Source organism: Chryseobacterium sp. Mn2064, assembly GCF_049319685.1.
Classification (GTDB): Bacteria; Bacteroidota; Bacteroidia; order Flavobacteriales; family Weeksellaceae; genus Chryseobacterium.
In genome coordinates this window covers 1,555,787-1,581,577 of the sequence record NZ_JBMOUE010000001.1, presented here as the reverse complement: position 1 = coordinate 1,581,577, position 25,791 = coordinate 1,555,787, and the positions used below count along the sequence as shown (strand labels likewise).

General features: G+C 36.0%; 19 protein-coding genes. 10 read left to right on the top strand and 9 right to left on the bottom strand.

Going from position 1 to position 25,791, the window contains the following annotated elements:
* Positions 1–31 precede the first annotated feature (31 nt).
* From ACL9RH_RS07010 to ACL9RH_RS07000, 3 genes are all read right to left on the bottom strand, one after another.
* Positions 32–1,663 (bottom strand): M1 family metallopeptidase, encoded by a 1,632-nt coding sequence (locus ACL9RH_RS07010; protein WP_422692623.1) that lies wholly within the window; start codon positions 1,661–1,663, stop codon positions 32–34.
* Between the two features lie 183 nt (positions 1,664–1,846).
* Positions 1,847–2,674, bottom strand: a complete 828-nt coding sequence (gene tatC, locus ACL9RH_RS07005; protein WP_422692622.1) for a twin-arginine translocase subunit TatC — start codon at positions 2,672–2,674, stop codon at positions 1,847–1,849.
* Between the two features lie 268 nt (positions 2,675–2,942).
* Positions 2,943–3,902, bottom strand: a complete 960-nt coding sequence (locus ACL9RH_RS07000) for a KpsF/GutQ family sugar-phosphate isomerase (RefSeq protein WP_422692621.1) — start codon at positions 3,900–3,902, stop codon at positions 2,943–2,945.
* 158 nt (positions 3,903–4,060) lie between these two features.
* Between ACL9RH_RS07000 and recQ the strand changes: the two genes are divergently transcribed.
* From recQ to ACL9RH_RS06950, 10 genes are all read left to right on the top strand, one after another.
* Complete coding sequence (gene recQ / locus ACL9RH_RS06995; RefSeq protein ID WP_422692620.1) at positions 4,061–6,265, top strand: DNA helicase RecQ; 2,205 nt, start codon at positions 4,061–4,063, stop codon at positions 6,263–6,265.
* 187 nt (positions 6,266–6,452) lie between these two features.
* Positions 6,453–7,541 (top strand): glycosyltransferase, encoded by a 1,089-nt coding sequence (locus ACL9RH_RS06990; protein WP_422692619.1) that lies wholly within the window; start codon positions 6,453–6,455, stop codon positions 7,539–7,541.
* A gap of 183 nt (positions 7,542–7,724) precedes the next feature.
* Positions 7,725–8,075 (top strand): hypothetical protein, encoded by a 351-nt coding sequence (locus ACL9RH_RS06985; RefSeq protein WP_422692617.1) that lies wholly within the window; start codon positions 7,725–7,727, stop codon positions 8,073–8,075.
* A 123-nt stretch (positions 8,076–8,198) separates the two neighbouring features.
* A complete protein-coding gene (gene lpdA / locus ACL9RH_RS06980) occupies positions 8,199–9,602 on the top strand; it encodes a dihydrolipoyl dehydrogenase (RefSeq protein ID WP_422692616.1) in 1,404 nt (467 codons plus the stop codon).
* A gap of 266 nt (positions 9,603–9,868) precedes the next feature.
* Positions 9,869–12,097, top strand: coding sequence for a reprolysin-like metallopeptidase (locus tag ACL9RH_RS06975; protein ID WP_422692615.1), 2,229 nt, complete (start codon positions 9,869–9,871; stop codon positions 12,095–12,097).
* A 194-nt stretch (positions 12,098–12,291) separates the two neighbouring features.
* On the top strand, positions 12,292–13,119 hold the full coding sequence (locus tag ACL9RH_RS06970; RefSeq protein ID WP_422692614.1) for a CvfB family protein: 828 nt from the start codon (positions 12,292–12,294) through the stop codon (positions 13,117–13,119).
* A 283-nt stretch (positions 13,120–13,402) separates the two neighbouring features.
* Complete coding sequence (locus tag ACL9RH_RS06965; RefSeq protein ID WP_422692613.1) at positions 13,403–13,996, top strand: TetR/AcrR family transcriptional regulator; 594 nt, start codon at positions 13,403–13,405, stop codon at positions 13,994–13,996.
* Positions 13,997–14,087: 91 nt separating this feature from the next.
* Positions 14,088–15,455, top strand: a complete 1,368-nt coding sequence (locus tag ACL9RH_RS06960) for a TolC family protein (RefSeq protein WP_422692612.1) — start codon at positions 14,088–14,090, stop codon at positions 15,453–15,455.
* Between the two features lie 6 nt (positions 15,456–15,461).
* On the top strand, positions 15,462–16,523 hold the full coding sequence (locus ACL9RH_RS06955) for an efflux RND transporter periplasmic adaptor subunit (protein WP_422692611.1): 1,062 nt from the start codon (positions 15,462–15,464) through the stop codon (positions 16,521–16,523).
* Positions 16,524–16,530: 7 nt separating this feature from the next.
* Positions 16,531–19,716 carry an efflux RND transporter permease subunit gene (locus ACL9RH_RS06950; RefSeq protein ID WP_422692610.1) on the top strand — a complete coding sequence of 1,062 codons (3,186 nt, stop codon included), beginning with the start codon at positions 16,531–16,533 and terminating at the stop codon, positions 19,714–19,716.
* A gap of 423 nt (positions 19,717–20,139) precedes the next feature.
* Here ACL9RH_RS06950 and ACL9RH_RS06945 read toward each other — a convergent pair whose 3' ends face one another.
* The 6 genes from ACL9RH_RS06945 to ACL9RH_RS06920 all read right to left on the bottom strand — a co-directional run bounded on the left by ACL9RH_RS06945 (position 20,140) and on the right by ACL9RH_RS06920 (position 25,790).
* Positions 20,140–20,586: a KTSC domain-containing protein gene (locus ACL9RH_RS06945; protein ID WP_422692609.1), complete on the bottom strand. Its 447-nt coding sequence runs from the start codon at positions 20,584–20,586 to the stop codon at positions 20,140–20,142.
* Between the two features lie 144 nt (positions 20,587–20,730).
* Positions 20,731–21,780 (bottom strand): hypothetical protein, encoded by a 1,050-nt coding sequence (locus ACL9RH_RS06940; RefSeq protein ID WP_422692608.1) that lies wholly within the window; start codon positions 21,778–21,780, stop codon positions 20,731–20,733.
* A 109-nt stretch (positions 21,781–21,889) separates the two neighbouring features.
* Entirely contained in the window at positions 21,890–22,786 is an 897-nt protein-coding gene (locus tag ACL9RH_RS06935; RefSeq protein ID WP_422692607.1) for a retropepsin-like aspartic protease, read from the bottom strand.
* A 244-nt stretch (positions 22,787–23,030) separates the two neighbouring features.
* Positions 23,031–23,795: a hypothetical protein gene (locus ACL9RH_RS06930; protein ID WP_422692606.1), complete on the bottom strand. Its 765-nt coding sequence runs from the start codon at positions 23,793–23,795 to the stop codon at positions 23,031–23,033.
* A 394-nt stretch (positions 23,796–24,189) separates the two neighbouring features.
* Positions 24,190–24,573 (bottom strand): VOC family protein, encoded by a 384-nt coding sequence (locus tag ACL9RH_RS06925; RefSeq protein WP_422692605.1) that lies wholly within the window; start codon positions 24,571–24,573, stop codon positions 24,190–24,192.
* Positions 24,574–25,109: 536 nt separating this feature from the next.
* A complete protein-coding gene (locus ACL9RH_RS06920; RefSeq protein ID WP_422692604.1) occupies positions 25,110–25,790 on the bottom strand; it encodes a DUF2306 domain-containing protein in 681 nt (226 codons plus the stop codon).
* Position 25,791: the final 1 nt, after the last annotated feature.

Genomic DNA, 25,791 nt, shown 5'->3' with positions numbered 1-25,791 from the left:
ACCAAAGTCTTAAACTTTTCTTAAATTTAATTTATTGAACATTGTTATAATGAATATAATAGTTGGGATTAAACTCAACCGGAGTATTTTTCTTAAGCGTTACGGTCTGCCAGTTTTCAGTAGGAGTGATGGTTTGATTTCCATTGATGATGACAGGCAATTTCAGATTTTTTACAACATCTGTATAACGGTATTTTAATGTATTTCCGTTTTGAGAATACTCAAGCGTAGGGATCATTATCGTTCTAAGATACTGGTCAAAAACGGTTGAAAAGTCAATTCCGGATTTTGAAGAGATATAATTTTCAATCTGTTGGGTGGTAACCGTCTGATGGTAAAAATCTTTCCCCAATCCTCTTAAGATCTTTCTGAATTTCTCATCATTGTTGATGACCTGTCTTATAGTATGGATCATGCTTGCTCCTTTCGGATACATATCTCCACTTCCTTCATTTCTTACTCCATATTTTCCAATAATGGGCACATCGTTCTGGATTTTTGAGCGAATTCCTATAGCGTAGGTATCAGCCGATTTTTTATCCATATACTTTTCGGTAAACAGAACTTCAGAATACATGGTGAAACTTTCATGAATCCACATATCCGCCTGATCTTTTGCGGTAATATTATTGGCAAACCACTCATGACCACTTTCATGAATAATAATGTAATCCCAGTTTAAACCTACTCCTGTTCCCGAAAAATCGGTTCCGCGATAACCGTTCTGGTAACCGTTTCCATAAGCCACATTACTCTGATGCTCCATTCCTAAATAAGGCGAGTCCACCAGTTTATAAGAATCCTCATAGAAAGGATAGGGGCCGAACCAATATTCAAAAGCAGAAAGCATCGGTTTTACCTGTTGAAACTGTTTCTTGGCTTTTTCCAAATTATAATCCAATACCCAGTAATCTAGATCCAACTTCCCTTTTTCGCCATTGAAAGTATCTTTAAAATTGACATACTTTCCAATATTTGGAATAATAGAATACGCATTGATTGGGTTTTTTACCTGCCAGGTATAAGTAGTTTTGCCGCCCTCGGTTTTCTTGTCAATCAGTCTTCCGTTTCCTACGCCTACGAGATCGTTGGGTGTAATGATTTTCATAATGATTCCATTATCAGGCTCATCACTCCAAATATCTTTGGTTGGAAGCCAGATCGAAGCGCCAATTCCTTCATCGGCAACACTCATCCACGGATTTCCATTGTTATCTTTGGTAAAAACCCATCCGCCATCCCAAGGGGCATTTTTAGCGATTGTTGGTTTTCCGGAATAGGTAACATCTATGGTGTATTTTTCTCCTTTTTTAAACTTTTTATTGGTAGTAATAAAGATAAAATCACCGTTCTGTTTGTAGTTGGCTATAGGGAAATCAGCCGTTACCTGGTCCGCTTTCATCGGTTGCTGCAAATCGATCTGGAACACAGGATTGGTTGCATCTTTAATAATTTCAAAGCTTATTTTGTTAGTGCCCTTAATACTTTTCTCTTTAAAATCCGGCTCTACAGAAAGGTCGTATTTCTTTACATCCCAAAAATCCCGGAATGCGGTGTTGGAACCTTTTAAAGTATCCTGTTTGGTGAAGACTTTATCTTTTTCGAAGAACTGGCCGAAAGCCAATCCTGATGCAAATAGAAGGGTATATGATAGCTTTTTCATTTTTAGCTTTATTAATATCTATTCAAAAATATAAAATTAAATTCAATGCGGCGGGGTAAATAAAAATTCCATACCTGATGTTCAAAAGACATACCAAAAACTGAGCATTGATCGTATACGAAAAGAAAACAGGCGTATTTTCATCAATGAAAATACGCCTGTTTATTTATCTTGAAGTGAAACTTACTTCTGTACTGCCGGAAGATTTCCGTTGCTTTTCTGTACCTTTTTATACGTGAAGGTACACATCATAATACTGAATTCGTATAAGATAAGTAATGGGAATGCTGCCATCATCATACTCAAAACATCTGCCGGAGTGATAATTGCCGCAACCACCATGATTAAAACAATCGCATGGCGACGGTAAGTCTTCATGAAGGTTGGAGTCAGAATTCCTATGCTTGTAAGGAAATAGATCAGAATAGGGAAAAGGAAAATAACACCCATTCCCAAAACCACCTGTAAAAATAAAGTGGTATAATCACTCAAATCATACAGAGGAACAATGATATCTGAAATTTTGAAAATGACTCCAAAATTAACCGCAAACGGAAGAATTAAAAAATACCCACATAAAACACCGGTCATAAAAAGCATCCAAACTGCATTGATGATATAAATAGAATTCTTTCTCTCTTTAGGATGTAATGCAGGACCAATAAAACGCCACAATTCCCATACAATATACGGAAATGCCACTACCATCCCTCCAAAAACAGAAACTGCCATCATCACATTAAATTGTTGATATAACCTCTGTACACGAACCGGGAAGTCTTTAGGAAGATGAATACTGTCTTCTCCTAAAATCATTCTCGAAAAATGGTTAACAACCTTAAACGTAGGGAAATCATTTCTTGTAGGACCAAAAAAGATATGGTCCATAATCCAGTTAATATTGAAACCCACTATAAAAGCAGCAACAACGATAGCAATCATCGAACGGATCAGATGTCCTCTTAGCTCTCCAATATGCCCGAGAAAGGACATGTCTTTTTTATTGTCCATATAATAGAATCTATCAAAATGCCACCGTATGAGGATAGCAGATTAAGTCTGCGAAATTATGAAATAATAATCAGTATTTAGAATTTATTAGTCATGATTTTGTTCAAGTTTATAAACGGGATCACTGATGCTATTTTAAAACGATTGTTTATATGATAAAAACATCAACAATTACAAATTTTGGCAACTTCTGCTGCGTTCTGCTTCTTGAAATAACATTGTTTTAAATACATTCTGAATATCTGGTTAAAAAAATGACTCAATATCATTAGTTTATTCCCTCATCAAGTAACTTGTGAAGATCAATAATTCCAAAATATTTTCCGTTTTCGGTAACCACAAGCTGCCCGATATTGTTTTCTTTAAGAATTTTCATTGCTTCTTTAGCCAGAGCTTCTTTCTCAATAGTTCTTGGATGGGCAGACATGATGTCTTTCGCCAATACTTTAGTGATATCTTCTCCTTTCATCAGCATTCTTCTTAAATCTCCATCCGTAATCACTCCAATGATCTGGTTTTCGTTTGTAACCACTGTAATTCCGTGGCTTGAGGCACTGATAGAAATAATAACATCTCTTATCGGAGCATCTTCAGCAACCTGAGGTTTTTGTGAAGATAAAAACTGTTCTACCTTAGCTGTAAGGTTTTTACCTAAACTTCCTCCTGGATGGAATTTGGCAAAATCATTCGCTTTGAAATCATTAAGTTCCATTAAAGCAACAGCCAGCGCATCACCCAGTGCCATTTGAATGGTTGTAGAACTGGTGGGCGCCAGTTTATTAGGGCAGGCTTCTACATCTACATGGGTGTCCAGAATTACTTCAGAAAACTCAGCCAGTTTGCTGGATCTGTTTCCTGTCATTCCTATTAAAGCAGAAGAATAATCCTTTAAATAAGGAACAAGATTGGCTATTTCAGGAGAGTTTCCGGAATTGGAAATGCATAATACCACATCCTGTTTCTGGATAACTCCCAAATCTCCATGGATAGCCTCCGAAGCATGTAAAAACTGAGATGGTGTACCAGTAGAATTCAATGTTGCAACAATTTTATTACCGACATGGGCAGATTTTCCTATTCCTACTACAATAAGTTTACCTTTTGCGGAATGAATAATCTCTACTGCCTGGGCAAATTCTTCATCAATTCTGTTTTTTAATTTTTCAAGTTCAGAAATTTCTATTTCTAAAGTGCTTTTAGCAATTGATATAATGTTGGTTCTATCCATTTTATGATGATAAGGTATACAAAAAAGTTCTTAAAAAACGTTATATTTTAAAAAGAATATTTAATATAAATTTTATTTTTTATAAATTCGTTCGCTTTTATTTTAAGCAGAATTTTTATAACTTTGGGTGACATGCAAATTTAGCAATAGAAAATTAGATGAGCGCAAAAAAAGCCAATTTATCAGGCGAATTGAAAAAGTATTTTGGGTTTTCTACATTTAAGGGACAGCAGGAACAGATTATAGACAACCTATTGAATGGAAAGGATATATTTGTTTTGATGCCTACTGGAGGTGGAAAATCATTATGTTATCAGCTTCCGGCACTTATTTCGGAAGGTACGGCAATAGTCGTTTCGCCCCTAATCGCGTTGATGAAAAACCAGGTAGATGCCGTTAATGGTCTTTCATCCGATGATGGAGTAGCACACGTACTGAATTCATCATTAAACAAAACGCAGACCAAACAGGTTTTTGACGATATTAAAAACGGAAAAACCAAGCTTCTGTATGTAGCTCCTGAATCATTGATCAAAGATGATTATCTGGACTTTTTAAAAGATGTGAAGATCTCCTTCTTCGCTATCGATGAGGCACACTGTATTTCAGAATGGGGACATGATTTCAGACCGGAATACAGAAATCTTAAACAGATTATAGACAAGATCGCGAATGTACCGGTGATTGCTTTAACGGCAACAGCAACGCCTAAAGTTCAGGACGATATCCAGAAAACTTTAGGAATGACCAATGCATTGGTGTTTAAAGAAAGTTTTAACCGTCCTAATCTCTATTATGAGGTATGTCCGAAGATCAATGTAGATAAGGAAATCGTTAAATTTATCAATCAGCATAAAGGAAAATCGGGGATTGTATATTGTCTTAGCCGAAGAAAAGTTGAAGAATTTGCTCAGCTTTTACAGGTAAACGGCATCAATGCCCTTCCTTATCATGCGGGTCTTGATCAAAAAATAAGGGTCGCCAATCAGGATAAATTCCTGATGGAAGAAGTAGATGTGATTGTTGCAACCATTGCCTTTGGAATGGGAATTGACAAGCCGGACGTTCGTTTTGTTATTCATTACGACTTTCCAAAATCTCTTGAAAGCTACTACCAGGAAACGGGGAGAGCGGGAAGAGATGGTGGAGAAGGGCATTGTTTGGCATTTTACGATCCGAAAGACATCGAGAAACTGGAGAAATTCCTGGCACAGAAACCTGTTTCAGAAAGAGAAATTGGGTTACAGCTTTTGAACGAAGTCGTAGGATACGCTGAAACGTCTATGAGCCGAAGACAGTATATTTTGTACTATTTTGGAGAAAATTTTGATCCTGTAAAAGGAGATGGAGCCAATATGTGCGATAATTCGTCCAATCCTCCAAAACTAAAAGATGCTACTGCGGATCTGAAAAAATCTCTGGAACTGATTAATGATACCGGAGAGAAATTCAAAGCTAAAGATTTGATTTCTGTAATCGTTGGAAAAGAAACAGCTGTTACAAAATCATATAAACTGGAACAGTCTTCTCATTTTGCCTTCGGAAAAGATGAAAAAGATAATTACTGGAAAACGATTCTAAGACAGGCAACGGTTCAGAACTTCCTACAAAAAGATATTGAAACCTACGGTGTTTTAAAAATTACCGAAAAGGGAAGAAAAGTACTGAGTGGCAAATCTAAAGAAACCTTCTTAATAGCTGAAGATAGAGAATTTGATCTTACTCAGGCAAAAGCAGAAAGCGACCAGGTACAGCAACAGGCTAGTGGAGGTCTGGATCAAAACCTTTTTAATCTCTTAAAAGAATTAAGAAAAAAAGTAGCCAAAAAACATGGCATTCCACCATATACGGTCTTTATGGATCCAAGTTTGGAAGATATGACCGTTCAGTATCCGATCTCAGTAGATGAAATCAATAAAATCTATGGAGTAGGAGAAGGAAAAGCAAAAAAATACGGGAAAGAGTTTGCCGATTATATCAAAACATATGTTGAAGATAATAATATAGAACGCACTCAGGATATGGTATTGAAACAGGTGGCCAACAAGTCGAGCCATAAAGTTTTCATTATCCAGAGTACCGATAAAAAAATTGACCTTGAAGACATTGCTAGAGCCAAAAATCTTTCAATGGACGAACTTCTCAAAGAAATGGAGAGAATCGTTTATCAGGGAACAAAATTGAATATTGATTATTATATCGAAGATAATTTTGATGAAGATATCGTAGACGGATTCATGGAGTTTATGAATGAATCGGAAAGTGACAGCATGAAAGTTTTACTGGATGAATTCGGGGACGAACTCTCTGACGAAGAAGTAAGAATGCTGAGAATCAAATTTATAAGTGACGTAGCGAATTAATTTTTCAAAACATAAAAAATAGAAAGTAAGTTCTTTTACAAAAGAGCTTACTTTTTTATTAGATAAGTCCTGCAAAAGTTCAATATATTTTAAAGGATAGTTAATTTCTGTTAATAACCATCATTACAGTAATCTTCAGCGTACCAATATTTGACACGTAACGAAACTTTTTAGTAACTTTGATAAGATGAAAAAAATATCTGTCATATTTATTCTGCCGGACTTAGAAACCGGGGGCGCAGAAAGAATAGTTACTACTATAGCGAATCATCTCTCCAGAGATAGGTTTGAACCTAAGATTTTGCTTTTACGTAAACAGGGCGGATATCTTAATTTTCTGAAAAAAGATGTCGAAATTATCGATATCAATACCGAAAGAATAAGACATTCTTTAAAACCTATTTTAGGAGAAATCTACAGAAGAAAACCTGACATTGTGTTCTCCGGTTTTGGAGAAGTAAATGCTTATTTGTCTTTGTTTATCAAACTTTTTCCAAGAACTAAATTTATTGCGAGAGAAACTAATGTGGTTACCGAGCACGTTACCCGAAAAGAAATAAAATTCTTCTATAACTTTTACAATAACTATCAGAAAATTATTGCTCAGAGTGATGATATGATGAAAGACCTTGTCAATAATTTTAATATTAAAAAGAAGAAAATTGTCAAGATCAACAATCCTGTAGATTTTGATTTTATTGATGATAAACTTGCTATTTCTCTGAAACCCGAATGTTTTAAATACAACTATAAAAACGTTGTTGCCATTGGAAATCTATCAGCCAGAAAAGGGTTTGACAATCTGTTGAAAGTTTTTTCAAGACTTAAAAATGATAATATTCTGCTCCATATTCTGGGAGATGGAAAAGACAAAGATGTTTTGCTTCAGACAAAAGAGTTTTTAGGACTCAAAAATGTTATTTTTCATGGCAGACAGGAAAATCCTTATCAGTTTTTGAAATATGCGGATCTTTTTATTCTTTCCTCAAGATATGAAGGCTTTCCAAACGTTCTTTTGGAGGCAGGCGCTTGTGGAACTTATTCACTGGCCAATAACTGCCCCGGAGGGATTAACGAGATTATCCAGCATAACGTGAATGGAGAAGTTTCTAATATTGAAAACTATGAAAACTTTGCCCAGCAAATTGTAAAAGTATTGCACAGTCAATATAATCGGGATGCTATTAAAAATTCTATCAGATCAAGATTTTCAAAAAATATTATTCTTGATGAATATGAAAGAGTTTTATTAGAGCTTGTAAAACGAGACCGATAGAAGACCATCATGAGAAATTTTCATCCGGAAATATCATAAATACTTTTTTTAATCATTACATTGTAATGTATTCTTATTGCCTATTCCTCCAAAAAAGAAAAAGACATTTGGATTATTCTCTCATGTTCCTATGAAGAGAAAAAGCACTAATTTCGCGTAAAATATTATTTAAAATTAAAATTTATGAAAATTATCCATAGAATAGGATGTGCTTGTGAAAAACCTGACGCCAGCTATACGGAATTTAGAAGCTCGGAATTGGGGATAGATCATACTAACGGAAGATATGGAGAAGTGAAGATCCAACAATGCAAACTATGCCAAAGAATATGGATTCATTATTTTGTTGAATACGAGGCCTTTTCCAAATCAGGAAGATGGTATAAAGGTATTGTTTCAAAAAAAGACCGCTCACAGATAACCCCGGAAAATGCAGTAGAATATCTGGAAAGTTTGGAATGGTATGTATATGGCGGTTCTTATTTTGAAAGCACCGGTACTATCGGAAGCGGTAAAGTGAACGTAGATTTGTAAAGGCTATAATTTATTTAAAATTTTTCGATTGTAAAATTGATAAAACTCACTTTGGTGCTTGGTAATTTATACGTAAATTTGTGAGAATAAAGATAGATAATAATAAAAAATTCATAAAATAACATGAGTCAATTCGATGTTACCGTAATAGGTTCTGGTCCTGGAGGATATGTAGCTGCGATCCGTGCAGCTCAGTTAGGTTTCAAAACAGCAATTATTGAAAAATATTCAACTTTAGGCGGAACTTGTCTTAACGTTGGATGTATTCCGTCAAAAGCGCTTCTTGACAGCTCTGAGCATTTCGAAAATGCAAAACACAATTTTGCAGGTCACGGAATTATCATCAACGAGCCTCAGGCAGATATTGCCAGAATGATTGAGCGTAAAAACGAAGTGGTAAAACAGAATACAGACGGGATCAATTACCTGATGAACAAAAACAAAATCACTGTTTTTGAAGGATTAGGAAGCTTTGAGTCTGCTACTCAGATCAAAATTACAAAAAATGATGGTTCTTCAGAAACCATAGAATCTAAATATACAATCATTGCGACAGGTTCTAAGCCGTCTTCTTTACCTTTCATCTCTTTAGACAAAGAAAGAGTGATTACTTCTACAGAAGCTTTAAATCTTAAAGAAATTCCTAAGCATTTAGTAGTAATCGGAGGTGGAGTAATCGGTCTTGAGCTAGGTTCAGTATACCTAAGACTAGGAGCTCAGGTAACTGTTGTTGAATTTATGGATAAAATCATCCCTGGAATGGATGGAGCTTTAAGCAAGGAATTGACTAAAGTTCTTAAAAAACAAGGTATGAAATTTATGCTTTCTACCGCTGTTTCTGCTGTTGAAAGAAATGGAGATACTGTAAAGATCACTGCAAAAGATAAAAAAGGAGAAGAAGTAGTAGTTGAAGGTGACTATTGTTTAGTTTCTGTAGGAAGAAGACCTTATACAGATGGTTTAGCTCTCGAAAAAGCAGGCGTTGAACTTGATGAAAGAGGAAGAGTAAAAGTAAACGATCACTTACAGACTAATGTTTCAAACATTTACGCGATCGGAGACGTTATCAAAGGAGCAATGTTAGCTCACAAAGCGGAAGAAGAAGGAGTTCTTGTTGCTGAAATATTAGCAGGACAAAAACCACATATCAACTATAACCTAATCCCAGGTGTAGTGTATACATGGCCGGAAGTTGCAGGAGTTGGTAAAACTGAAGAGCAGCTGAAGGAAGAAGGTGTAGCTTACAAAGTAGGTTCTTTCCCAATGAGAGCATTAGGAAGAAGCCGTGCAAGTGGTGATATCGATGGTCTTGTTAAGATTATTGCAGACGAAAAAACAGATGAAGTTCTTGGTATGCACATCATCGGTGCAAGGGCAGCCGACCTTATTGCTGAAGGGGTAATTGCAATGGAATTCCGTGCAAGTGCTGAAGATATTGCAAGAAGCTCTCACGCTCACCCAACTTACGCTGAAGCAATCAAAGAAGCAGCGTTGGATGCTACTGCGAAGAGACCTATCCACATGTAAGATAAAAATATCTGAAGTTTATCTTTATAAGGTTTTAAACTTCTAATAATAAATATAAGCGCCATACTTTAAGTGTGGTGCTTTTTTATTTTTAAAAACTTTTTATTATATTTGTGAAGTGGTTTAACTGTCAGTAAATCAGTAAGTTGAAATTATTATTCAAACTATTCGAAAAGAAATAAAAAAATCAAATAGATTGTTAAATTGATATAATTCAACCTGAAATATTTTGATTATGTAGAAAATTATTTTAAACACATATTATGATGAAAACACGTTTATTGTATTCAGCGTTGTTTGTTCTCTCTTTTTCCTTAGGGAAAGCTCAGGATTTCTTTACAGAAGCTAATGAAAGAAGTATTAAAACTGAACTTACGAAGAGAACGGTACAACCTGAAAAATTTCTTACTTACACATTGAACGTAGGTAAAATGAAAAGCTATTTTAATTCTGTTCCTGAATTAAAAGACAATGATTCCAAAGATAACGCTCGAATTATTATTCTCCCGATGCCTGATGGAACAAAAGCCAAATTCAAAATCTGGAAATCTTCTATAATGGATAGCGAACTGGCTGCAAAATTTCCAGAGCTCGTAACATTTACAGGGCAAGGAATTGATGATAAATACGCTACTGTAAAGCTGGATTTCACAGAATTAGGGTTTCACGCTCAGATACAGTCTGCGGTAACAGGTGACTTGTATATTGATCCTTATGCAAAAGGTGATATTGATAATTATGTAGTGTACAGAAAAGAAGACTTAATTAACAATAAGATAACAAGTTGTGGACTGGGAAATACATTGCCAACAGAAGCAAAAGCTGCACAAAAAAGTGTAACTGCCAGTATCGGTAATCAAATCAGAATTTTCAGATTGGCAGTAGCTTGCACCGGTGAATATGCTGTTGCGGCCACTGGCTCTTCTTCACCTACTGTTGCTCAGACTCTTTCTGCTATTGTAACTACTGTAAACAGGGTAAATGGTATATATGAGAAAGAACTGGCCGTAAGACTGGTACTTATAGCAAATGAAAACAGCATTATTTTTACAAATGCTTCTACAGATCCTTTTAGTGGTAATAATAATTCTGATGTATTAATTGACGAAAGTCAATCCGAGATTAACACCAGAATAGGTGCTGCAAACTATGATGTAGGGCATACATTCAGTACTGGTGGCGGCGGATTGGCAGATATAGGTGGAATATGTATAAATAAAAGAAAAGCCAGCGGAATTACGGGCTCATCCAATCCTGTTGGAGATCCTTATGATGTAGATTATGTAGCCCATGAGCTGGGGCATCAATTCGGAGGGCCTCATACCTTTAATGCTACAACTGGTGATTGTAATGGTAATCGCGAAGCAGATAATGCTGTAGAGCCAGGAAGTGGTATTACTATTATGGGATATGCGGGAATTTGTGATAGTGTAAATGATTTGGCATCAAACAGTATTGCGATGTTTCATACCAATTCTTTTGAGTCTATAACTTCAACAGTGAAGTCTAAAATATGCCAAACGACTACGAATGTCTCCAATACAGCACCTGTTGTTAATGCTGGGAATAATTATACCATTCCTCTAAATACTCCTTTTAAACTAACGGGTTCCGCTACAGATGCACAAGGAAATGCACTTACTTACTCTTGGGAACAAAATGATATTGGTCCTGCCGGAGATTGGAATGCAGCAACAGGTAATGCCCCTTTATTCAGATCATATTTACCGGTAACGGTTCCTTATAGATATTTTCCGAGACTTCAGGATGTATTAAGTAATAGTGTAACGAAAGGTGAAGTTTGGCCTACCTATGCCAGAACTTTAAATTTTAGACTAACCGTAAGAGACAACAATGCAGGTTGTGGAGGAGTTGCCAATGATGATGTTGCCATAACAGTAAATGGAGGTTCGGGGCCATTCAGAGTAACAGCACCTGCTTCAGCAGTTACATGGGTTGGAGGCAGTACGCAGACCGTAAGCTGGAATGTTGCCAATACAACGGCTTCACCTGTAAGTTGTGCCAATGTAAGTATTTTACTTTCTACAGACGGAGGTCTTACTTATCCAACTACACTTTTAGCATCTACTCCCAATGACGGTTCGCAAGTGATAACAGTTCCTAATGTTACGACTTCAAAAGCAAGAATTATGGTCGCGAGTGTAGGAAATGTTTTCTATCATATCAATCCATCAGATTTTAATATTGCTGGTCAAACGTTAGCAGTAAATGAATTAACTAAAGATAATGATGCATTTTTAATCTATCCTAATCCCGGTAAAGGTATATTGAATATTAAATTTACTAAGGCAAATAATACACATGATATTAGGATCTATGATGCCAGTGGAAGATTAGTATTCAGCAAACTTAACAATAAACTGGATGGTGGAAAAGTGACTTCTCATAATGTAGAACAACTGATTAGAGGAGAATATTTGATTCATATTAAATCTGAAACTATAGATAAAACGATTAAATGGATTAAAGAATAATAGCTTTTATTAAGATGAATATTGATCTCATAGATTAATAATTCCCATAAAACTACTCATAATAGAGTCTGTCTTACAACAAATATAAAGACAGGCTCTATTTGTTTTTTCACGATACCCGAAATCTGATTTTTATGATGCCTTTCTGAATCTTGACTTTATTTCCGTACCTTTGTCAGCTAATTTTATCATCAATGCAACTCGGAAAAACTCAGACTTTAAAAATTTCAGAAAAAATTAACTCAGGATGGATCTTAACAGATGAAGAATCCGCTGAAAAAGCTTTTCTTCCTAAAATCTTCATTCGTGATGAGCAGGAAGTGGGAGAATATGTTGAGGTTTTTGTATATCAGGATGATGATAAATTAAAAGCGACTACCGAAATTCCTTTGGCAGAAGTTGGCGAATTTGCTGTTATGAGCTGCGTACAGAGTCTTCCAAGTGGAGCATTTATGGATTGGGGAATCATTAAAGATTTATTTATTCCTTACAAGCAGCAGAAAACAAAAATTATTGAAGGGAAAAGATATCTGGTTCATGTATACGTTGAAGAAGATATGGAACTGATCACCGGAACTACAAAATTCAAGAGAAATCCACAATATCAGGATCTTCCATTTAAAAAAGGAGATAAAGTAGACCTGATCATGATGAATGAAAGTGAATTGGGCTGGAATGTAATCATCAATAAAAAATATATCGGACTGATCTACACTTCCGATGTTTTCAAAAAACTATATCCATTATCTGAAGAAACAGGTTATATCAAAGCAATTCGTGAGGATGGTAAAATAGATGTTTCTCTGCAACTGGAAGGTTTTGAAAATATTGATGAATTCAAACAGAAAATCCTGAACAAACTGGAAGAAAATTACGGTCTTCTATATGTATCAGACAAATCCACTCCTGAAGAGATTAAAGATGAACTTCAGATGAGTAAGAAAAATTTCAAAAAAGCGATCGGCGGACTTTATAAAGATAAGATTATCGATATTGAGGAAGATAAGATCAAATTACTATAAAATACAAAACGGGCAGAATTTTCTGCCCGTTTTTTTTGCTTTTCATTGACCATTTTTTTAGGAATGGTCTTTTTTGTATAATAGTTTCAGTTTCTATTAAAGTTCTAATTTTCTATCATTATTTCTTAAAGGATGTACTTTCAATCAATTATAAAGTAGAATTTCATTTGTTTTCTTTTCAAAAATATGATGGATGTCATAACAATTCTGTTTAATTTTTTTGTTTAACAATTTTGTCAAAAATATTTTTTACTATAAATTTGCACAAATTTGTTTAACAAAAATGTCAAATCAAGCAAAAAAAGACCAAACACAGGAATTGATCAAGGAGACAGCGAAGAATTTATTCTTTGTGAAAGGAAAATTTGATGCTACTACGCAGGAGATTGCCGATGCCGCAGGAGTAAACAGAACCTTAATTAACTATTACTTCAGATCAAGAGATAAGCTGTTACAGATCATCTTTGATGAAGCTCAGAAAGTAGAGCAGGAGAAATCAAAGATTATTCAGAATGCAGATCTGCCTTTTAAAGAGAAGATCAGTAAATTCATAGAAAGTAGCCTTGCTACAAGCCTTCAATACCCTTATCTGGAAACTTACATCGTTTCACAGATCAATAAAGGAACCTGTCATCAGAGAGAAATTGAAGAAGATGTTCTGAACCAGATGTATAGCGACATCGAAAAAGAAATGGAATTGGGAAATATTGAAAAAATGGCTCCCGTTCAGTTTATCCTGAATATGGTATCTCTATTGGTTTTCCCAAGTGCCATAAGACCATTATTTATGGAGAATCTTATGATAAACGACGAAGAATATGATAAGATTATTTCTGAACGTAAAGAGATTATTATCAATATGTTGTTTAAAAATTAAAAAAATCTAAAGTATTTCCCACAATGGTTCGTCCTTTAGAAATAAAATAATGATTGAAAATTAAATTAAAAAATAAACGAAGTATAAAATTATGAAAAGAAAACGTATAACTGCTAAAAAGCTAAAGATTGGGATAGCTGCAGCATTTATGATTTTCGGCTTTTCATCCGTGTCTGCCCAACAGCAGGTTTCTCTGCAGGAAGCAATAAAGCAGGCACTCCAAAATAAGGCAGAAGCTAAAAAAGCTGCTTTGCAGGTCAAAAAAGCCGAATATAAAATTGATGAGGCCAGAGCCGGAGCTTTACCCCAGATCAGTGCAACGATAAACAATACCTACAATCCAATTTTGCAGAAATCTGTGCTTCCAGGAGAGATTTTAGGCAGACCAGGAGAACTTATTCCGGTAGCTTTTGGAACAAAATGGCAATCTGTAAACGTAGTAACCCTGAATCAGAATATTTTTGATCAAAGAGTTTTTATCGGTCTTAAAGCGGCAAAATCTACAAGAGAATTCTATCTTCTGAATTCTGAACTGACAAATGAGCAGATCATCGAAAATGTTGCTACAGCATATTATCAGGTATTTGTTCAGGAAGAGAACCTAAAAACGGTAGAAGAAAGCTACGCTAATACAGAGCGTACAAGAAACGTCATCAAAAGTTTAGTGGATAACGGATTGGCAAAACCAATTGATTTGGATCGTACCAACGTTCAGCTTACCAATATCAAATCTAATAAACAACAGTTGATCAACTCTGTTGAGGTTTCGAAAAACTCATTGAAGTTCTACATGGGAATTCCTATTGATAACGCGATTGAGCTTGAAGAAAAAACGATAGTGCCGAATCCTCAACTTCTGGAAACTAACGTTAACCTGGAAACCCGTTCTGAAATAAAAGTTTTAAATAAACAAAAAGAGCTTTTACAATTCAGCAAAAAAGCAACAGAGGCTAATCTTTATCCTACTGTAGGCCTTTCAGCAAACTATGGTTGGCAAGGGCTGGGAAATAAATTTCCTTACGCTACAGGATCTAGTCAGGGAACCAATTGGGGAGACTATGCTTCAATAGGGGTGGCTATCAAAATTCCAATTTTTATGGGTGGAGCTACCAAAGCTCAGATCCAACAGGCGGAAATTGATATTCAGGATCTGGATCAGGATATTCAAAACAAGAAACTGAATTTGAGTTTAGATTATAAAAACGCAATTACCAATATGGAGAATGCGATAATCAATATTCAAAGCATGAAAGATAATGTGGACCTGGCAGAAAAAGTACAGAAAAATACTCAGTCTAACTACCAATACGGTTTAGCAACACTTACTGAAGTACTGGATACAGAAAATGCTCTTACACAGGCCAAACAAAACTATGCAAATGCATTGCTTGACTATAAACAGGCTGAGATAAAAGTAATAAAAGCAAAAGGAGAGTTAAACACATTACAAAACCCATAATAAACAATGAAAAAAACTTTAATATATATCATCGTAGCAGCTGTACTCGTAGGTTTAGCCGCTTATAAGATTGCCGGGAACAAAGAAAAACAGACGAAAGAAGTAGCAGAGGTTGCCAAGCAGGTAGATAAAGTCAATGTTAATATCGTTACCGTAGCAAGAGAAAATATTGATACAGATTACTCTGCCAACGGAACTTTCCTTCCTAAGCAGGAAATGAATCAGTCTTCTGAAATTTCAGGACGTATCGTTAATGTGTTGGTAAAAGAAGGATCAAGAGTAGGAGCAGGACAGGTTTTAGCTACCATTAAAAGAGATGCTATCGAAGTAGACGTTACTCAGGCTCAGAATAACCTTCAAAATGCCATTATCGATAACCAACGTTATGAAAATGCATACAAAACAGGAGGAGTAACCAAACAACAGCTTGATAACTCAAGATTACAGCTGAAAAACATGCAGGCTGCCGTTAAAGCGCAGAGTGTAAAAGTAAATGATACAAGCATCCGTGCAGGAATCAGCGGTACTATTAACAAGAAAATGGTAGAACCGGGAACTGTAGTTTCTCCAGGAACAGCTATGTTTGAGATTGTTAATATCAACAGCTTAAAACTTTCAGTTTTAGTAGACGAAAGCCAGATCGGAAAAATCCAGTTAGGTCAGGAAGTTCCTATTAAAGTAAACGTTTTACCGGAAGATTCTTTCGTAGGAAGAATTACATTCATTGCTCCTAAAAGTGATGCTTCTTTGAACTTCCCAGTAGAAATTGAAGTACAGAATAGAGGAAACCTAAAAGCAGGGATGTACGCAACCGCTAAATTCAGTACAAACAATGGGGCTGAAACCAAAAATATGCTGACAGTTCCTGCAGAAGCCTTTGTAAATGGAGTAAGTTCAGGACAATTATTCGTTGTTCAGAATGGTGTTGCTAAATTGATTAAAGTAACCATCGGAAAAGTTTACGGAGATAAAGTTCAGGTATTAAGCGGATTGAATGGAGGAGAGCAGGTAGTAACAAGCGGACAGATCAACCTGGACAACGGATCTAAAGTGAACATTATAAAGTAGCAGATCTATGAAGTTAGCAGAAATATCGATTAAAAGACCCTCGCTGGTAATTGTATTATTTACAATTCTGACGTTGGGAGGTATCCTGAGTTATACGCTCATGGGATACGAATTGATTCCGAAGTTTGAAACCAACATGGTAACCATTTCCACGGTATATCCGGGAGCTTCACCGGCAGAGGTGGAAACCTCCGTTACCCGGAAGATTGAGGATGCCGTAGGATCTTTGGAAAACGTAAAAAAAGTAGAATCTTCCTCATACGAAAGTTTATCCATCATCATGGTTCAGCTGAACGATGGAGCAGATGTAAACTATGCTTTGAACGATGCACAGCGTAAGGTAAATGCAATCTTGGCAGACCTTCCGGATGACGTAAAAGCACCGTCCCTGAATAAATTCTCCTTAGATGATTTACCCATTATTACCATGAGTATCTCATCAGATAAACTGAACAGTAAGGACCTTTATGACCTTTTAGATAAAAAAATAGAACCTATCTTCTCCCGTGTAAACGGTGTGGCTCAGGTAGATCTTGTAGGAGGCCAGGAAAGAGAAATTCAGGTAAACCTTGATGAGAAAAAACTACAGGGGTATGGCCTTTCAATAGCAGATGTACAACAGTCTATCTTATCTTCCAACCTGGATTTCCCAACAGGAAGTCTGAAAACGAGAACCACAAAATCTACGATCAGACTATCAGGAAAATATAAATCGATTGAAGATATGAACAACCTTGTCGTTTCCAATAAAAATGGAGCTCAGGTTCGTTTATCAGACATTGCCACTGTTTTTGACTCTCAGAAGGATGTTGAAAAAGTAGCAAGATTCAATCAGTTTCCAACCATCTTAATGCAGGTTAAAAAACAGTCGGATGCCAACGCGGTGGCTGTATCGGAAAGCGTTCAGAAAACCATTAAATCAGTAGAAGAAGCCTATAAAGTTCAGGGTATAAAAGTGAAAGTTGTAAACGACACTACAGAATTTACCCTTGAATCTGCCAACCACGTTATTTTCGACTTGTTCTTGGCGATTATCCTCGTAGCTATTGTAATGCTACTATTCCTTCACAGTATCAGAAACGCATTTATCGTAATGGTTTCTATCCCGGCTTCCCTTGTGGCAGCGTTCATTGGGATGAACTTGATGGGATATACTTTGAACTTGATGAGTTTACTTGGGCTATCGCTCGTGGTAGGTATCTTGGTGGATGATGCGATCGTAGTACTGGAGAATATTTACCGTCACATGGAGATGGGGAAAAGCAAGATCAGAGCTGCCTATGATGGAGCTTCTGAGATTGGATTTACCGTTGCAGCAATTACCCTGGTAATCGTTGTGGTATTCTTACCTATTGCCATGAGTTCAGGACTTGTAGCAAACATTCTGGCACAGTTTTGCGTCACGGTAGTTATTGCGACCTTACTGTCATTATTGGCTTCATTTACCATCATTCCTTGGTTATCATCAAGATTCGGTAAACTGGAACATTTAACAGGTAAAAACTGGTTTGAGAAATTCATCCTTTGGTTTGAAGGGCTGATCGACAAATTCACGCACTGGATCACAGGAGTTCTTGAATGGTGTCTTAAAACTACGTTAAGAAGAATCTCAACTGTAGTGATCACATTCGTCCTTCTAATAAGTTCATTCATGTTGGCTAAATTCGGTTTCATCGGAACTGAATTCTTCCCACCGATTGACCGTGGTCAGTTCTTAGTACAAATGGAACTTTCAAAAGATGCAACCGTTGAGAAAACCAACCAATTGACATTAGACGTTGAGAAGTTCCTAAGAAACGACCATGATGTTGTAGACCTTATTACTACAGTAGGGCAACAGTCTACCGGTTTTGGTGGGGCTCAGGCAACAACATACCAGTCGGAAGTTCAGGTAAACTTAACAGACAAATCTAACCGTTCTGAAAGTACCAACATCAAAGCAGCGAAAATAAAAAGACAGCTGGAAGAGAAATTCACAGGGGTTGAATTCAAAACTGCTCCAATCGGTATCATGGGGGCTGAAAATGCTCCAATCGAAATGGTAGTAACCGGACCGGATAACGCGACTGCTGTAAAAGAAGCAACCCGACTTCTTGAATTATTGAAGAAGGTTCCAGGAGCCGTAGACGCAGAATTATCTACAGATACAGGAAGCCCGGAAGTTCAGGTAAGCATCGACAGAGATAAAATGTCTTCTTTAGGATTGAATCTTTCCAGTGTAGGACAAACGATGCAGACTGCATTCAATGGAAATACAGATGGAAAATTCAGAGCTGGAGAATATGAATATGATATTAATATCCGTTTTGGAGACGTCAACAGACAATCTATTGATGATGTTAAAAACCTAATGTTTACAAACCCTCAGGGGCAGCAGATTCGTCTGAGCCAGTTTGCAGATGTAAAAATGGGTTCAGGGCCAAGCTTACTTGAGCGTAGAGACAAATCTCCTTCTGTAAAAGTAAGAGCAAAAGCAGTAGGGAGACCAGTAGGAGACGTTGCCGATGAATGGTCTAAACAGTTCATGGATGGTAAGAATAAACCTGTAGGGGTAGATTACATCTGGAGTGGTGATATGGAGAACCAGCAGGAAGGTTTCGGTACGTTGGGAATTGCCTTATTGGCAGCTATCGTATTGGTATACCTGGTAATGGTTTCATTGTATGACAGTTTCGTGTATCCGTTTGTGGTATTGTTCTCAATTCCGTTGGCGATGATCGGGGTAATGGTAATTCTTGCCTTAACAGCCAACTCATTGAACATCTTCACCATGCTAGGGATGATCATGTTGATTGGTTTGGTTGCGAAGAATGCGATCCTTATCGTTGACTTTACGAATGCCAGAAAAGCTGCGGGAGCTAATACTCACGACGCGTTAGTACAGGCAAACCACGCACGTCTTCGTCCGATCCTGATGACTACCATTGCGATGATTTTCGGTATGTTACCGATCGCATTGGCAACAGGAGCGGGAGCTGAAATGAACAAAGGTCTTGCATGGGTAGTAATCGGTGGTTTGACATCGTCACTATTCCTTACCTTGATCATTGTACCGGTAGTATACTCTCTATTCGATTCGATCTTAAGAAGAATGGGTAAAGATACCAAAGTAGACTATGAAGCTGAAATGAAGGCCGATTATGAGCACAGAGAACTAAGTGAAGACGGATATACTCCTAAACACTTAGATTAATATAACACAACCTTTAATTAACCAAAAGCGCCTCAGAATTTCTGAGGCGCTTTTTTATTTTAAATCATCTGATAAGATCCTGAAGCCTAATAAACCTTTATTATACCTATCCTATAAGGTTCTGAACTGGTCTGACGGGGTAAAAGACCTCTCCGGATAGGTTCCCAGACCCCAAAAATGATGTTCAGAACCGAAAATTTGGTATTTGGAACCCCAAGCTTGGGCTTACGAACCCCGTGCTTTAGATACATAACGGCGGCAGATGGGTAAAGGGACCGGGATGGAGTACTTAATAACCGCAAAAGATCATTATAAAAGGGTGAGGGGCATATGGAAAGCTGCTCATATAATGGTATACGCTGGTCAGAAAAAAAGACCTTCGAAATTATTCGAAGGTTCTTTTATATATCGTTACTGAAAAAATTAGTCTGCCATAGCCTCTCCGGACTTTCTGTAAACGAAATTCCCATAGATGTGTCTTCTTGCAAAACGGCTTGGTGAATCGGCATTGATCATCTTGATGTACGTGTTTTTAGGTACTCCTATATACTCATACATATTTCCGTTCAGGTGCTGAACCGTTAGAATAGATTTCTCCAGATAAAAATCCTGAATGTTGGATTTTGTAATGGTTTCAGTATATTCTTCTTTATATTTCTCCTGTGTTTCAGCATTGATACTTACCAAAAAGTGATACGCTTCAATCACAGACTTGCTTTTTTCTTCAGCTTCCAGTTTTCCGGCTTCATCATTAATGAATTTATCAGGGTGCGTGTCTTTCATCACGTTTCTGTAAATAGTCTTTAATTCTTTTAGAGTAACATTTTTATCTACTCCAAGAAGCGTTCTGTGCTCACCAATTTTTTTCATATATCTAATCCTTATTTTCGGGGTGCAAAATTAAGCAATTAAATTTGAAAAATCATAACGTATTCATTATTAATTTATTCAATTGTTTTTTCGGGGTTGGGAATAATGGCAATCAAAGCATTAACCTAATCGTTTTTTTTCATGTTAATGAATATATCGATCCCAACGGTCATGCTTTGATACAACGGAATCCATTTTAACTTTATTTATTTTAGGAGATATGGCGTTGCTAATCTCAGAAAAATAGTTTGAAGAATCATATTTCTTTAAAAGAAAATAAAGATGCTCATTGATGGCAGTACCGCTTTCTTCCGGCTTATAGGTGGTGTGGAAAGCAATATTTTTTAGCAATTGCCTAGCTTTTTCTGTTTTATACTGAAGTGTGGCAATAGTAAGATCTTCAAGCTCGAAAAAAGAATCATAAGCACTGAATGCTTTTCCTTTAACCTGTTTATTGTAAAATTCCTCTAAAATGGGAAAATAGGAAGGCTTTGGATGATTTTTGATAAAATCGACGGCGGGATTCATGTGAGTAGGAGCATTCATACTTCCATTCGCAGTTTGATAGAGGAAATCTTTGATCAGAAGGCTGTCTTGCGGTTTGTTGTAGTTAGCCATATAATTCAACAACGTACTATTTCCGTACAGTCTGTTGTCTCTTTTCTTCTCCATCAGTTTTCTGAGCGGTTGATAATATTGTGGATCAGGAGTGTTTTTGTGATCATCAAGGTATAAAAACAGATAGCCTTCCAGATGAGATTGCTGTTCAAAATTGTTGATGATGATCCCGAAAAGCTTTTCTTTCTGCTCTTTGGTGAAAATATCCTTTTTGCTGATGCTATAAAACATCATGGCATCCGGAACGGTAAGCTCTTCAATGGTATCGTAGCTTGTGTGTACATCAAGTGTTTTTTTGTTGTTCAGATTTTTGATTAAAACTTCGAAACATGCTTCTGGATATTTCTCTACAAGAATCCTGAAAAAATAGAGTGCAACTTTCTGGTTTTCATGGGAAGAGAGCTGAACGATATCTCTCTTAGAAAGTTCTACAAGAAGATTCTTTCTGAATGCGTTTTCATAAATGGCATTACTGGATGTTGCAATCTGCTGAATCATCTTCTGTTGTTTCTCACTGTACTGACAGGAGGTAAGCAATAGAGACAGGGAAAGAATAATTACGACTCTGATCTTCATGAATACTCAAGTTTTAAGGTTATTTTGATACGGAATCTTAATAGCAAAAAATATTCCTCAAAAGAGCAATTAACAATAATAATTGTGTTTTGTGAGTAAAATTGTTCGATTATTTGAATTCAGAGTAAAGATTTTTGTTCAGTTTAAAATAGATAAACTGATTTTTGAAATCGATGATGGTATTGAATCTTTTGAGAAACTGATTTCCAAAGAATCCCGCCATTTTTTCGGTTGCATCAATTCCTTCTGTAGAACTTGAAAGAGTGACAGGAACATTATAAAGGTATTTTTGAGCAAATTGTATGGATGGACAAACGACTACCGGCATTTCATATACGGAACCATCTGACCCTTGGGCTGTCGCTTTTCCTATTTTTTTCATGAACTTAGCCAATTCATTCTTTTTTGCAAACGGAGCGGCAATGGTAAGGGCATCATCAGCTCCGCTGTCGAGTCCGAAAATCCCGGAATATTCCTTGCCGTTTACGGTAATCGTACTTTCTATAGCCGGATAATTATCAATGAGGTGAAGTTTCATTTTTTCATACCCGGAAAGGTCTAAAGTGGTTGTATTTTCTTCATAAAAGCGAATTTCATTCTTATGATAGTCTATTTCAACAATTTTTCCCTTCATCAGATCTGTACCGAAAACACCGTCAAAATTTGCAGAGTTATAAGGAATAAGGGTAAGAAGAACATCTTTTTTGTCTATGTTTCCAAATTGCACGGTATTATGGCTGCTGTATTCCACGGTGTTTGTTCCGTTAGAGCCTCGGTTTTCAGATGTTCCATCTACTTTCAGATTCAATTTTTTCTTTGAATTGATATTGATCACCGAACCGTCTGCCCCTGTATCAAAAAGAAATTTAACATGAGCGGAATCATTCACCTTACAATACATATAAATGGAGTGATTTTCTAAAGAGAAAGGAACAACAGTGGGCGACTTTTGAGCTGAAATCCCGATACTGATGATTACCGAAAATAAATAATAAATAAAATCCATGGTTGATTAAGCCTTTTAGAACAACGAAAGTAAAAGGATTTCCCATGTTGACAAAGAAACAGAAGGTTGTTAACCTTCCTTTAACCGTTCATTAACTGTTCTCACAAATTCGAACCTGCTATTTTCATTAAAGAGAAAAAATGAAACCTGGGCTGGATTATATTTTAAATCTGATTCCATAAAAAAGCAGCACCCATAAATGAGTGCTGCATTATTATTTTTTAGATATTCAGTATCTTGATTATTACGGCATGTCGCAATTTTTCTTCAACTTAGTAAAGATCTTGTCAAAATCTTTGTAGGCAGTTCCTTCATCATCACGTCTCTGTCTGAAGCTGCTGTTGGCGCAGTTGTGGAAACTGAGACCAATCAGGTCAATGAGTGCGTAATCTTCACTTTGAGGATCATTCAGTTTTGCATTGAAGCGGTTCATTACTCCCTGCGGATCAGAATTATTTTTGCTTTTTAACTCTGTATAAGCTTTCCAAGTGGCAAACATTTTTTCTCTGTCAGGAGTTGAGATGGCATCAATAGGTTCTCTGCAGGTTTCGTAGAATTTGCTGTTTTTAAGAGTGGAAGGGTCGGAAAATGCAAGAATTTCTTCTTTATTCAGTTCATATTCGTTTTCAAAAGTGTAGATGGCATCTTCATGCATCTTTTTCCACATAGGAAGATCAATCACTTTAAGATTGTAAAGTTCTGCTTTCTTTTCCTGGTATTGTTTTTCCAAATCTTGCAGATGAGCCTCCTTATTTTTACGGACTTCTTCCAGACTGGATAATTTAAAAATAGGACGGGTATCAAAATGAACCCCGTTGAATTTATATAAAAGCTTATTAACGCCGTCTATTTCTTCTTTTTCGTATTTGGTTGCATCAAAATATCCCTTGTTGTCACAATTGAATGTTTGATAGCTGTAAGGGGTAAGATTAGTTGTCTTAGAAGGTTTTTTCTGCCCCCAAACAATAACAGATAGAGCCAAACAAAGCCCGATCATCATTTTTTTCATGCGCATAGTTGTTGAAGAATCTGAATGTTCTGAATTTTCCGCTTCAAAATTAAGGCTTTAAATTTGAAAATTAAAGAATTAGATCAATTTTATGTGATTATTTTTTGAACTTGGTCATTATTTTAATTCGCGCTTATATTTTGATGTATTTTTTTAGACAAATTTGATTTGTTTTATGAAATAAATTTGCTGCTAATGGTTTGTTTTTCAAGATGTTTTGTGTTTATTGCTGAGTTTGAAGGCTAAGTTATAAAGGATTTCAAACATGATGGACGTTATTTACCCATAATCGAGATTAATTGATAAGTAAAAACCACAAAACTCACCTTATATTTTTTACCAGATAATATGTCTGATCTTTTGTGAATTTTGTGGTTTGTATTTATAATAGACTTTACTCGTAATAGTTGCTTACTTCAATAAGGTTTTGATCCGGATCACGGAAGTAAACAGATTTTATTTTTCCTACAGCGCCAGTTCTGTCTACAATTCCTTCAATGATGGGTACATTTTTCTGCTTAAGTTCTTCCAGAACCTCCTGAATATTGGTTTTGGCAATAAAACAAAGATCAGCAGACCCGCAGGTAGGACTTTCTGCTTTGGGTTCGAATTCCTTTCCTTTTTGATGCAGATTGATTTTTTGATTTCCAAAAATAAGCGCTTTTCTGTTGTCTCCGAAAGTAACGACTTCAAATCCCATGATTTGAGTATAAAACTCAATGGTTTTATCAATATCCGCAACGGTTAGTACAAGATGATCCAGATTTTTAATTTCCATATTCTATTTTTTGTTTTTAAACATAAATATTCATCTAAATTAGTAGTATTTGAAGGGATGATGCTATATTCTTCATTGTTTTTGTAAATTTAAAATAATAGATTTACAAAAATTAATACTATGCCGACTGTTTATCTTGCGATCATTTTTATTGTCGCTGTTTTTGGAGGGATTTCCTATTTGATCATGCGTTTTTTCAACCGTTGGACCCGAGGACATCAATATGAGGTACTTTTTAATACTCTGATATTTATAGGATCATTTTTTGTGATTTCATCCTTAAGTGTTTATATTTTTCTTGCAAATCTCAATTTTGCCAGATAAGAATATTATTTTAAATTATTATAACTTTATCAATTAACGATATGTATTTCGACTGGCTTTATTTGTTTTTACTTGTTGTTTTTCTTTCTATTTTGGCTATATTTTCAGGAATATCTTATGTGGTTATGCGTTTTTTCAATCGCTGGACTCAAAATAGCAGGTATAAAAAACTTTTTAATGTTTTAATATTCATCGTAGCATTTCTGATTGTTTCATCTGTCAGTATTTATCTTTTCGTTACGAATGCTTCTTTTGAACGATAACGGAGATCTTTTTTTTCTAAGGATTATATAGGCGATGGAAAGATTGATAAAGAGTGCTGCCCAGACATTTAGTCCATAAAAAAGTTCATAATCATGCTGCGCTTTGTTATAAAACAGGTTCTTGATGATTCTGAAAGTAATGGCCGTGGTAGTAATGGAGTAGCTGAGAATCATATCATTTTTATGCTTGATAATGTTCCCTTTTTTTATGGAAAATACAGCCATGATGGTAAAATAAGCCCAAAGGATATCTTGCAAAATAAATCCGGTGATTCCTATAATTCCACCATTTGAAAAGAGTCCAAGTACAAAACATGCCGGAGCATTGATGATGAGAATATTATACACATACATTTTTCCAATGATCCTGTGCAGCTTTCTGTTTTCTGCTAAAAACTGAGTCGAAAACTGAGTTAAACCCGCCAAAAGGCAAAGAGTAATGGAAAAGATATGAATATAGAAAAAGGCCATCCAATAAGGATTACCGACGACCTGTTGTTTGAAGGCCAGAAAACCCGTGGTTTTTTCAAAGGTCAGATATTGGGAAATCGTTTTCAGCATAAGAAGACTGAAAATAACCACTGCCAATAGGGCAATGATTGAAATGATTTTGAGCCCTAAATTCTTCACT